This window comes from Sphingobacterium thalpophilum (assembly GCF_038396785.1).
Classification (GTDB): domain Bacteria; phylum Bacteroidota; class Bacteroidia; order Sphingobacteriales; family Sphingobacteriaceae; genus Sphingobacterium; species Sphingobacterium thalpophilum_A.
Genome location: NZ_CP151087.1, coordinates 2929170 through 2940663, shown reverse-complemented (window position 1 = coordinate 2940663; position 11494 = coordinate 2929170). Strand labels below are relative to the sequence as shown.

The 11494-nt window shown below is 43.4% G+C and carries 9 protein-coding genes and 1 rRNA gene; 5 read left to right on the top strand and 5 right to left on the bottom strand.

What is annotated here, in order from left to right; translation table 11 throughout:
* Window positions 1-25: 25 nt before the first annotated feature.
* Both AACH28_RS12975 and AACH28_RS12970 read right to left on the bottom strand, forming a co-directional pair.
* Window positions 26-943 (bottom strand): TIGR01777 family oxidoreductase, encoded by a 918-nt coding sequence (locus AACH28_RS12975; protein ID WP_341830684.1) that lies wholly within the window; start codon window positions 941-943, stop codon window positions 26-28.
* A gap of 4 nt (window positions 944-947) precedes the next feature.
* Window positions 948-1454: a GbsR/MarR family transcriptional regulator gene (locus AACH28_RS12970; RefSeq protein ID WP_112373885.1), complete on the bottom strand. Its 507-nt coding sequence runs from the start codon at window positions 1452-1454 to the stop codon at window positions 948-950.
* A gap of 224 nt (window positions 1455-1678) precedes the next feature.
* Here AACH28_RS12970 and AACH28_RS12965 point away from each other — a divergent pair, with 224 nt between their 5' ends.
* The 3 genes from AACH28_RS12965 to AACH28_RS12955 all read left to right on the top strand — a co-directional run bounded on the left by AACH28_RS12965 (window position 1679) and on the right by AACH28_RS12955 (window position 4027).
* Window positions 1679-2662: a hypothetical protein gene (locus tag AACH28_RS12965; protein ID WP_286770666.1), complete on the top strand. Its 984-nt coding sequence runs from the start codon at window positions 1679-1681 to the stop codon at window positions 2660-2662.
* 115 nt (window positions 2663-2777) lie between these two features.
* The gene (locus AACH28_RS12960; RefSeq protein WP_070562031.1) at window positions 2778-3182 is read left to right on the top strand and encodes an energy transducer TonB; all 405 of its coding nucleotides are present in this window, start codon (window positions 2778-2780) and stop codon (window positions 3180-3182) included.
* Between the two features lie 77 nt (window positions 3183-3259).
* On the top strand, window positions 3260-4027 hold the full coding sequence (locus AACH28_RS12955; RefSeq protein WP_341830683.1) for a suppressor of fused domain protein: 768 nt from the start codon (window positions 3260-3262) through the stop codon (window positions 4025-4027).
* Between the two features lie 59 nt (window positions 4028-4086).
* Here the strand turns inward: AACH28_RS12955 and lat are convergent, their stop codons facing one another.
* On the bottom strand, window positions 4087-5376 hold the full coding sequence (lat, locus tag AACH28_RS12950; protein WP_286770668.1) for an L-lysine 6-transaminase: 1290 nt from the start codon (window positions 5374-5376) through the stop codon (window positions 4087-4089).
* Between the two features lie 19 nt (window positions 5377-5395).
* Complete coding sequence (locus tag AACH28_RS12945) at window positions 5396-6925, bottom strand: aldehyde dehydrogenase family protein (protein ID WP_341830682.1); 1530 nt, start codon at window positions 6923-6925, stop codon at window positions 5396-5398.
* A gap of 124 nt (window positions 6926-7049) precedes the next feature.
* Here AACH28_RS12945 and AACH28_RS12940 point away from each other — a divergent pair, with 124 nt between their 5' ends.
* Window positions 7050-8222 (top strand): acyl-CoA dehydrogenase family protein, encoded by a 1173-nt coding sequence (locus tag AACH28_RS12940; protein WP_341830681.1) that lies wholly within the window; start codon window positions 7050-7052, stop codon window positions 8220-8222.
* Window positions 8223-9207: 985 nt separating this feature from the next.
* Here AACH28_RS12940 and AACH28_RS12935 read toward each other — a convergent pair.
* Window positions 9208-9441, bottom strand: coding sequence for a hypothetical protein (locus tag AACH28_RS12935; protein WP_341830680.1), 234 nt, complete (start codon window positions 9439-9441; stop codon window positions 9208-9210).
* 516 nt (window positions 9442-9957) lie between these two features.
* On the opposite strand from AACH28_RS12935, the gene AACH28_RS12930 reads away from it, so the two are divergent.
* Window positions 9958-11486, top strand: a 16S ribosomal RNA gene (locus AACH28_RS12930).
* Window positions 11487-11494: the final 8 nt, after the last annotated feature.

Sequence of the window (11494 nt, the reverse complement as noted above, 5' to 3'; positions counted from 1 at the left end):
TTTACCCCACGTTAACCTTAAAATTTTATTCCCGCTGCAGAATATCCTGTAAAGCACTTGAAATCGATGGAAACCTGAACGTAAATTCACTATTCTCCAGCTTTTCAGGTAATACCCAACGGCTTTTTAAAAGCAGCTCTGTCTCCGTGCCAATAAAAGCAGCACCTATTTCCAGCAGCCATTTGGGAGATGGTAGACCAATTTTACAGTTCATTACTTGTCGAAAAGTCGCCATAAAAGTTTTATTCGTAACGGGGTGGGGGGCCGCACAATTGACGACACCATCCATATCCGCATGATCTTTTAAGAACAAAATAATTTGAAAAAGATCTTCAATATGGATCCAGCTAAAATATTGCTGGCCATTTCCTTGTATGCCCCCTAGTCCAGCCCGGACAAGATTTTTAAAAGGCAGGATAACACCTCCATCCGCACCCAAAACAATCGCCATCCGAAGTGCCACCTGTCTTGTCTTTTCCAATTTGAAGTCGAAAAAAGTCTTTTCCCATAATTTGGCAACATCAACAGAAAAACCTGTTCCGATCTCCCCCGAACTTTCGGTCATCGGACGATCTTCGGCGTGCCTATAAATGGTTGTTGTACTGGAGTTGAGCCACAATTTTGGTGGATTGGTACAGCCTGCGATCAGCTCACCAAGAATCGTTGTGGTCTTTGTTCTTGAAGAAAATATTTCGGCCTTATTTTTTTCGTTATATCGACAGTTGACAGACTTTCCGGCTAGATTGATTAGCATCTCCGCATTTTCCAGTGCATCGGAAATGCCGGATCGATCGGTCCAAAGGATATTGCCCTGCCGACGGCCAATGACGATAACCTGGTAACCCAATGTCTGAAATCTCTCGGAAAGATATTGTCCAACAAAACCTGTTCCTCCAGCGATGACTATTTTACGCATGGCAAGTGTGTTTACAGTCCAGTTCATGATGCTACATCATTAATTTGATCAATTTAATTAATAAATCTCCACCGCTAGTATTGAAAATCTTGTTGGCAATAGTTTCGAGTTGATCCGTCAGATTTTGGATGTCCTTGACCGTTTTATGGAATTCCTTACCTTCTGCCGTCTGATCCTTCTCTGTATTTCGGCTGATATCCTTTAGAATATCCATAACGGGGTCAAGTTCTTTTTGCTTACGCATTACCGCAATTTTCATGGCCCATTTTAAGACTTCTTTCTCGGCAACAAAATATTCTTTTCTGTCGCCGGCAATATGCTTTTTGTAGACGATGCCATAATCGATCAATTGTCGGATACTCATATTGGCATTGCCGCGCGAGATCACCAACTTTTCCATAATCTCGTCTGTAGACATGGGATTGCTTGCCGAGAGGAGTAAGGCATGAACTTGCGCAACGGACTTGTTGATTCCCCATTCAGAACCTAATGCCCCCCAGGTGTCTATAAATTGCTGTTTTGCTTCTTGTAATTCCATCGTGCTTTTATTTTGCCAATACCTCAATTTGTTTTTATCGGACTATTGAACCGATCGGCTTTCTCGTCCTTTTTTTATGATTGCCTATATTAAAGTTATTTAAAGTTTTTGAACTTTCAAAAATTTCTGAAAATAAAATAAGTTTAAATAGACAAGTCACCATATCGTAATAAGAATTTGCTTTTCTTGCGGACTTTTCGATTTGTTTTAACTTTGCCTGCATTATGGCGGCAACTTTGTATAATCCATTCAAACAATTTCAGTTTGATTCAGATATTTGTTTTTTAACAGGAAATAAACTCCAATCGGAAGAAGAATCCATTCAGGTGTTTCCTGTATGGATGATGAAATCTTTTCAATTGGAAGATAAACCTTTTAAAATGCTGGATGAGAATCTGGTGACTTATAAATCGTTGAAGCTCCCCTGTTCCATAACTGCAGCTGAAGCGATCGAACAAATGGAACGTGTGGTAGAACAGTCGTTTGAACAAGGTTATGAAGCCGTCAAACAGTTGGATCCCTTATTATTGTTTCAATGGATGACAAAAATCATCTATGGGGTGGTCTTTAATGAAATTCTTGCGGGAATTCGGCAGCAAAAAGCTTCTGGCGAAGATATGAACTTTTCTCAGGCGCTTGCACAGCGTTTTACAAATCTCCATGCGATGTTGCAGTCGCTGGTTGTACCGATGGAGTTTGAAAATACCTTCCCATTTTCATTGGTTGTTGTACCGGTTGAGAATGCACCCGATACATTTATGTATCGTGATGAAATCAATACCTTGATCTTTTCTATCCGCATGAAGGACTTTGCTGTAATCGCCTGTCTTCAAGATAATGCCACAAACAATATTTATCACGAAGATATCCTCAAGGTTATTGCGGGCAAAACATTGCATCCCATTCAGTTTGAAGAATTGTGTGCACGCTATTTTTATTCAGCCTACTTATTTAATCGTTTACCAGATTATACCTATTTAAATACCCCGCAAAAAGTCTATGTTGAACCGATGCCATTAGCAGATATGTCGATGAAACCTATCTTTGATCATTGGCAAAACAAGACCTATGGCCAAGTTTTGGAAAATTTTTGGAAACCTTGGGGTTTGACCTTGTTCGAGATTATTAAAAATCCAGAGCATCCGATTAGTTTTCTTGTTGACGAAGCAGGAGAGTTTGTTACTGATATTGCTAGGCCGCTCAATTAGTCCAAAAGAATTAAAGTAATAAATTATCTTATATAAGCGTTAAATGGTACGGTTATGGATAGGATAGGGTATGTATTTAACAGGATTCAAGACTCTTTTTTCAGTTTTACTTTTTATGGTATGGTGTACTTCCGCAAGTGCACAAGTGATTGCTAAGCGGGATATCCCTGCAGACAGTATCGCACAGCATGTTGATGATTTTCCCTATTTCAAGGGCGGGGTGGTGGCCTGGTCCAAATTTATACAAAATAATCTGGATCTGTCCGGAACAGTCCGGGCAATGGACAGTGTGGCCTATGCAAAATACGGATCTCGGCAAACGGCAATTCTGAAATTTATTGTTTGCGAGGATGGGGCGATCTGCAATATTGAAATCGAGAATCCCGATAAGATAAGCCCCGAGTTTGCAAAGGCTGTGTTGTCTGCTATGCGCCGGTCGCCACAATGGATGCCTGGTCAGGTCAAGGGAAAACCGGTTAAAACAAGATTCAGGCAACCTGTCGTTGCTGTGATCGAATAAATTGATAAGAAAAGAATAGCTTAAATTTTCACCATTTATAAGATAATATGTCATTTTGGGATAAAGTCAAAAAGATTATGAGTAGCGGAGCGGAGGAATCTTCGCCTGATAAAAAAGATACAGAAATTACTGCCGGAGGTTCTACGGTCTACCGTTATGAAGATCAATCTGATGATAAGGATCCAAAAAACTTATTTCCGGAGGTACAATGTGTTTATCTGGATGAGATTGAGGAGCATTTGACCAAATATATTGCCGAACCCGATATGGTGTTCCATGAGATAATCTCTGAGTTTGTTCATATCGATGTGCATTGGATTAAACCAAGTGCAAATTATCCATACCATATCTTGGTTACTTCGGGCATGAGTGACCTGGCTATGCATGTTCCAGATGAAGTGGAAAACAAAGAGTCTTATGAGCGCGCAGAGCTAATGGTTGTGCTACCCGCTGATTGGAAGATCGGAGAAGAGGAATTTCAGGATGACAATAATTATTGGCCGGTCTACTTTTTGAAAAGATTAGCGCGGTTTCCACATGAGTACAAAACCTGGCTGGGCTATGGGCATACCATTCCCAATGGCATGGAAGCCGAAGATATTGCAAATACAGGTTTCGGTTGTATGTTGCTGCTTCCGCCTATGTTAAGTTTTGATGAGGAATTTTTGGAGTTAAAGACCAAAGATGGTAATCTGATCAATTTTTATGCAATGATTCCCGTGTATAAAGAAGAGATGGATTACAAACTGGAAGAGGGCACAGATGCACTCTTAGACTTGTTTGATGAATATGGAATTTCCGAGCTGGTCGATATCGACCGTCCCAATGTCTGTAAAGATAGATAGTTTATAAAAAATATGCAATGCGATGGGCTATTTTAGAGCTTTTAGCATTGCATATCTTTTTAGGAAATACTTTTTTCTATAATTGCTATCGTTTTATCGATATCCTCATAGCTCACATTGAGGTGCGGTCTAAAACGGATACTTTTCTCTCCACAGCCTAACATAATCAGTTTATTGGCGTAGGCTTTCTTGATAAATTCATTCCGTGCAGCTTCCGATTCGAAATCCACTGCAACGAATAAACCCTCACCCCGTAAATTGGACAGCTGCGGTTTTTTCGATAGCAGTTCCTGGAGCTTATCTTGTAGATAGCGCCCTTTTTCTGCCGCATTTTGAATCAGGTTTTCTTGCTCTATGACTTCAAGAATTAATTTAAAGCGGAGCATATCCATAAAATCGCCACCAAATGTCGAATTGATACGACTGGATTCTTGAAAGACATGATGTTCCACCTGATCAAATTTTTCCTTGCTCGCCAGTATACCGCAGACTTGTGCTTTTTTGCCGAAGGCAATGATATCGGGAATGACGTTGTAATGTTGGTAAGCCCACATTTTTCCCGTGATACCCAATCCCGTCTGTACTTCATCAAAAATTAAGAGGATCTGATTTGCATCACATATTTGACGAAGCTGTACGAAAAATTCCTTTCGAAAATGGTTGTCGCCACCTTCACCCTGTATCGGTTCAATAATAATGCAGGCAATATCGTTGGGGTTAGCCGTGATCGCCTGACGTATTTCCGAGACAGCTTTTTCCTCCAAAGCAATCGTCTGATCGATATGTTCGCTTGTTAAGGGATAGCTCAATTTAGGATTGGTAATGCGTGGCCAGTTGAACTTTGGAAAATAAAGGTATTTTCTGGGGTCTTGTGTATTCGTTAATGACAGGGTATAGCCCGATCTACCATGAAAAGCCTGTTTAAAGTGAATGACCTGGCTGGCTTCCTTTTGTATTCCCTGTGCGAAATTAAGCCTTGTCTTCCAGTCGAAGGCAGCTTTTAATGCATTTTCCACGGCGAGTGTTCCCCCCGAGATGAAAAAGGCATAGGGGAGTTCTTTCGGTATGGCTACGCGATCAAAAGTGTCGACAAAATCAGCAAACTCTTTGGGGTAAATATCTGACATGGCTGGCTTATTGACGGCCATTTTACCCAGGAAGTCACGTTGTTTGACCAAATGTGGATGATTGTAACCCACGGCCATGGAGGCAAACATACTGAACATATCGAGGTATTCATTCCCATTTTCATCCACGACATAAGAACCATGGGATTTCTCCATATCCATAACCAAAGGGAATCCATCGGCTAATATATGTTTGCTTAATCTTTCATGTACGCTGCTCATAGTTTTGTGTGTAAATGGTTTATAAATCAAATTTGATACCTTGTGCCAAGGGAAGGTCAGTTGTATAATTGATGGTATTTGTCTGGCGGCGCATATAAGCTTTCCAGGCATCTGATCCAGACTCCCGGCCTCCGCCAGTCTCCTTTTCGCCTCCAAAAGCACCTCCGATTTCGGCGCCCGATGTGCCGATATTGACGTTGGCAATACCACAATCAGAGCCAGCAGCACTGAGAAATAGCTCGGCTTCCCGTAGGTTGTTGGTCATAACGGCAGAAGACAATCCCTGGGCGACGCTGTTTTGAAGTGCTATGGCCGCACTGATATCCCCTTTGTATTTGATTAAGTAAAGAATAGGGGCAAAGGTCTCATGCTGTACGATTTCATAATGATTTTCAACTTCGGCAATGACAGGCTGCACATAACAGCCACTTTCATACCCTTTGCCTTCAAGGACCTTTCCCTTGATCAGCATTTTTCCCCCTTGTGTTTTAATTTTGTCCAGTGCGTTTAAGTATGATTTTACGGCGGCTTTGTCGATCAATGGTCCCACATGATTTTTCGTGTCCAAAGGGTCACCAATTTTTAATTGACCATAAGCTTTTGTCAGTTGTTTTTTGACGTTGTCATAAATGTCCTCATGGATAATAAGTCTTCGGGTACTTGTACAGCGTTGTCCGGCTGTACCTACGGCACCAAATACAGCACCGATAATGGTCATTTTTAAGTCGGCGTCTGGAGTAACGATGATCGCATTGTTTCCACCGAGCTCCAAAAGTGTTTTACCAAGGCGTTGTGCTACGGTAACGGCGACTTCTTTTCCCATTCGGGTAGATCCTGTTGCAGAAATCAAGGCGATGCGGTTGTCTGCCGAAAGCCACTCGCCAACTTCCCTGTCGCCCATAATGAGGTTGGATATTCCCTCGGGCAGCCCGTTGTTGTGTAAGATTTCTGCAAATAATTTTTGGCAAGCTATGGCACATAACGGTGTTTTTTCGCTGGGTTTCCAGACGACAGTGTTGCCGCAGACCAAGGCGAGGGCGGTGTTCCATGCCCATACCGCCACTGGAAAGTTAAATGCTGTAATAATACCGACGACACCCAAAGGATGATATTGATCGTACATGCGGTGCCCAGGACGTTCCGAATGGATGGTATTACCATACAATTGACGGGATAGGCCCAAGGCGAAGTCACAGATATCGATCATCTCTTGGACTTCACCCATGCCTTCTTGGTAAGATTTTCCCATTTCATAGGAAACTAATTTTCCGAGAGTAGGTTTAAGCTCACGTAGCTTGTCTCCCAACTGGCGAACGATGTCTCCTCTTTTTGGAGCAGGCAGTAGGCGCCAGTGTAAAAATGCATCTCCGGCCTGCTTAATGACTGCTTCATAGTCTTTACGATTGCTACTTTTTATGTTTGCGATGAGTTTTCCATCGACAGGTGAAAAGGATTCGAATTCTTTACCTTCGGAAAACCATTGCTGTCCAGTTGATGATCCTAAATTCTGGGAAGATATTCCAAGTGTTTTAAGCGCTGATTTTATCATAATGGTTTATTTTATTCGTGGAATAGTTTAAATATATGAAATAAATTTTTTGTTGACAAGTTTGTTCTGAATATTGTTCAGTGAAAAATAATCGTTATCTTAGATAGCTAATGTAGACTATATCATGATCAAACAGATTAATACCGATTATTACCAGGTGGACGATTTATTGTCCGAAGAACATAAACTGATACGGCAGTCTGTCCGTGATTTTGTGAAAACAGAGATAAAGCCTTTCATTGAAGATGCGGCGCAGGAGCACCGTGCTATTGCGGGTTTGATGCCTAAATTGGGGGCAATTGGAGCGTTGGGACCTTATATTCCTGTCGAATATGGTGGGGCAGGGTTGGATCAGATTTCCTATGGCTTAATTATGCAGGAATTGGAAGCCGGCGACTCGGCAATTCGTTCGGCAGCATCGGTGCAATCCTCTTTGGTGATGTTTCCGATTTATACCTTTGGTAGTGAGGAGCAACGTCGTAAATATTTACCGCGGTTGGCATCGGGGGAGTTGGTCGGTTCTTTTGGGCTTACTGAGCCTAATCATGGTTCTGATCCGGGTGGAATGGAAACGAAATTGACGGCAAAAGGAGCTGGTTTTTTATTAAATGGAGCAAAGATGTGGATTACAAATTCGCCTATCTGTGATATTGCCGTCGTTTGGGCGCGAGATGAGGCCGGGAAAGTACGGGGAGTTATTGTTGAGCGCGGAATGGCTGGTTTTGAAACTCCGGAGACCATGCATAAGTGGTCGTTGCGCGCTTCCAAAACAGGTGAATTGGTTTTTCATGATGTTTATATCCCTGCGGAAAATATACTTCCTGCTGTAAATTCAATGCGTGGCCCACTTTCCTGTTTGAATTCGGCCCGCTATGGAATTTCATGGGGCGTGATCGGAGCAGCAATAGACTGTTATGAAACTGCGGTTCAATATGCGTTGGAGCGACATCAGTTTGAAAAGCCAATTGCCGGTTTTCAATTGCAGCAAAAGAAGCTGGCGGAATTTCTGACAGAAATTACCAAGGCGCAGTTGCTGTCGTGGCGTTTAGGAGTACTCAAGAATGAGGGGCGTGCTACTCCTCAGCAAATCTCCATGGCAAAGCGGAACAATGTGAATATGGCGCTGCAGATAGCGCGTGAATCTAGGCAGATTCTTGGCGGAATGGGGATTGTCGGTGACTTCCCAATGATGCGGCATATGATGAACCTAGAGTCTGTAGTTACCTATGAAGGGACGCATGATATTCATTTATTGATCACAGGACAAGATATTACGGGGCTGAACGCTTTTTCTTAATCTTTTTCTTCGTACGAACACGCTTTATACAGTAATAAACGATGCTATGATTTATTGAATTTTTAGTCAATAAGAGGTGGCATCGTTTGTGTATATTTTGCTGCATTAGTGTGGATTCGTGGATGCTTCTACATCATGTTAATGCCTATGTAATTTTATTACTTATATAATTTTGTTAGCGCTAATACTTATATAATTATGTGGTGTTAATACTTATTATGTAATAAGGATTCAATAGACCTCATTTGTCCCTGTAGGTATATTCTATCGTTCTCTTTTGGTCATTCCATGTGAGCGCTATGATCAGTCGCCGTTCAAGCCGATAACAGGCTAACTTCTTCATAAGCATTGTATTTAATTCCGATGCTTGAAATCAGTACGGCAAATCAGTACCGCGAAATGGTTTTTTCCTTCTTTATAGCGTGTTTTTCCGAGTTGTTTTCGTGTTGCAGCGTCGCTGCGGAGTTTTTCGGCTGCGGTTCGGATTGGCGTTGGCCTTTTTTAGGGGCATCCAGGGGATATGGTCGCGTTCGGAGCGTCATTTGCCCGTGTTGGCAGCGGGGTAAGTGCGGGCTTAGACTCGGACTCAACACGGACTCAACACGGACAGAACACGGTTGCAGGGCAAATCTGCCCCGAGCATGGTACGAAGCAGGTGGATATGGGGGCCGAAGGTTCCCGCAAGCCCTGCGCAGCAGCCGGAGCCCTGTCCACGAGGCGGAACCCTAGTTTGCCCTAAATGAGCCATGCTTCCCCAGTAAATAAAGAAAAGTTGAGGGCTTCTTATTCCTTAGGTTAGCTTTTGTTTATATTTAGCTTAGCAATAAGTTAGGGTTTGTTTAGATATAACCTATACTATACCTAAACAAACCCTAACTAAACCCTAAACTAAACCTAAGTAAACAGATAAGAAAGTACGGTATCCGTCCGTCCCCTGTTATATCCTGCATTGCGGTTTCTTTCCGCTGCGATCTTTCTGGCCTTATCAATATCCGTCCGTCCATCGGCTGCGCCAGTGTACACCATCTTCAATTGGGCATTGAGCCAAGAGGGCTACCAAAGTGGTTCCTGAGTTTAGGCAGAAACAGATCGAACAATACAATGTCCATCCCTCTTTCCCTGTAAAGCCCGCACCAAAGTCCGGTTCCCAGTCCCATTCCGCTGCGGAATCAACCATCCCAGCCTTCCGATCACCTGCTTTACAAAAAGAATATCGCACCGTTACAGGCAGTTAAGGGGAAAATGAAATAAATAAGAACAAAAGGCTTGGAAGTTTGTTTGTAAACTCCTTATCTTTGCACCACTCCGCAAGGGAGGGACGGTTACTTCAAAAGAAGGAACCATGAAAAAAAAGAAGGGTTTAAGAGAAGTCTGGCAGGATTTAAAATCCCGCTGATTTTATTTTAAACGCGGAAATCGGAAAAAGAGAAAAGAAAAAAAACTTCAGAAAGTTTTTGGAAGTTCAAAAAAGATTTCTACCTTTGCAGTCCCAACGGAAACGAAGGGAAAAACAAAACGATAAAGAGGGGCGCAATGCCCTCGGAATATAGCGGATACGGAAGTTGAAGCGAGAAAAGTTCTTTAAGAAAACACAATCATGTAAGCGTGACGAGTAGACAGACGAAAGTCGAAAGTCATGAACAAATTCAAGTAATTGTTCAATTCGATCCAAGATCAGAGATATAAAAAAAGAATTCTGATTATTATAAATAGTTGGAATCAAAAACTTCATTTTACAATGGAGAGTTTGATCCTGGCTCAGGATGAACGCTAGCGGCAGGCCTAATACATGCAAGTCGGACGGGATCCATCGGAGAGCTTGCTCGAAGATGGTGAGAGTGGCGCACGGGTGCGTAACGCGTGAGCAACCTACCTCTATCAGGGGGATAGCCTCTCGAAAGAGAGATTAACACCGCATAATATCAACAGTTCGCATGTTCGGTTGATTAAATATTTATAGGATAGAGATGGGCTCGCGTGACATTAGCTAGTTGGTAGGGTAACGGCTTACCAAGGCGACGATGTCTAGGGGCTCTGAGAGGAGAATCCCCCACACTGGTACTGAGACACGGACCAGACTCCTACGGGAGGCAGCAGTAAGGAATATTGGTCAATGGGCGGAAGCCTGAACCAGCCATGCCGCGTGCAGGAAGACTGCCCTATGGGTTGTAAACTGCTTTTGTCCAGGAATAAACCTAGATACGTGTATCTAGCTGAATGTACTGGAAGAATAAGGATCGGCTAACTCCGTGCCAGCAGCCGCGGTAATACGGAGGATCCGAGCGTTATCCGGATTTATTGGGTTTAAAGGGTGCGTAGGCGGCCTATTAAGTCAGGGGTGAAATACGGTGGCTCAACCATCGCAGTGCCTTTGATACTGATGGGCTTGAATCCATTTGAAGTGGGCGGAATAAGACAAGTAGCGGTGAAATGCATAGATATGTCTTAGAACTCCGATTGCGAAGGCAGCTCACTAAGCTGGTATTGACGCTGATGCACGAAAGCGTGGGGATCGAACAGGATTAGATACCCTGGTAGTCCACGCCCTAAACGATGATAACTCGATGTTGGCGATAGACAGCCAGCGTCCAAGCGAAAGCGTTAAGTTATCCACCTGGGGAGTACGCCCGCAAGGGTGAAACTCAAAGGAATTGACGGGGGCCCGCACAAGCGGAGGAGCATGTGGTTTAATTCGATGATACGCGAGGAACCTTACCCGGGCTTGAAAGTTAGTGAAGAGTGCAGAGACGCACTCGTCCTTCGGGACACGAAACTAGGTGCTGCATGGCTGTCGTCAGCTCGTGCCGTGAGGTGTTGGGTTAAGTCCCGCAACGAGCGCAACCCCTATGTTTAGTTGCCAGCATTTAAGATGGGGACTCTAAACAGACTGCCTGTGCAAACAGAGAGGAAGGTGGGGACGACGTCAAGTCATCATGGCCCTTACGTCCGGGGCTACACACGTGCTACAATGGATGGTACAGCGGGCAGCTACATAGCAATATGATGCTAATCTCTAAAAGCCATTCACAGTTCGGATTGGGGTCTGCAACTCGACCCCATGAAGTTGGATTCGCTAGTAATCGCGTATCAGCAATGACGCGGTGAATACGTTCCCGGGCCTTGTACACACCGCCCGTCAAGCCATGAAAGTTGGGGGTACCTAAAGCATGTTACCGAAAGGAGCGTGTTAGGGTAAAACCGATAATTGGGGCTAAGTCGTAACAAGGTAGCCGTACCGGAAGGTGCGGCTGGAATACCTCCTTTCTAGAGTA

What these genes read in the sequence shown, in the direction of transcription:
- AACH28_RS12965 (WP_286770666.1), top strand. Translation starts at nt 1,679, where the DNA reads ATGGCGGCAACTTTGTATAATCCATTCAAACAATTTCAGTTTGATTCA.
- AACH28_RS12940 (WP_341830681.1), top strand. Translation starts at nt 7,050, where the DNA reads ATGATCAAACAGATTAATACCGATTATTACCAGGTGGACGATTTATTG.
- AACH28_RS12975 (WP_341830684.1), bottom strand. Translation starts at nt 943, where the DNA reads ATGAACTGGACTGTAAACACACTTGCCATGCGTAAAATAGTCATCGCT.
- lat (WP_286770668.1), bottom strand. Translation starts at nt 5,376, where the DNA reads ATGAGCAGCGTACATGAAAGATTAAGCAAACATATATTAGCCGATGGA.
- AACH28_RS12955 (WP_341830683.1), top strand. Translation starts at nt 3,260, where the DNA reads ATGAGTAGCGGAGCGGAGGAATCTTCGCCTGATAAAAAAGATACAGAA.
- AACH28_RS12945 (WP_341830682.1), bottom strand. Translation starts at nt 6,925, where the DNA reads ATGATAAAATCAGCGCTTAAAACACTTGGAATATCTTCCCAGAATTTA.
- AACH28_RS12960 (WP_070562031.1), top strand. Translation starts at nt 2,778, where the DNA reads ATGGTATGGTGTACTTCCGCAAGTGCACAAGTGATTGCTAAGCGGGAT.
- AACH28_RS12970 (WP_112373885.1), bottom strand. Translation starts at nt 1,454, where the DNA reads ATGGAATTACAAGAAGCAAAACAGCAATTTATAGACACCTGGGGGGCA.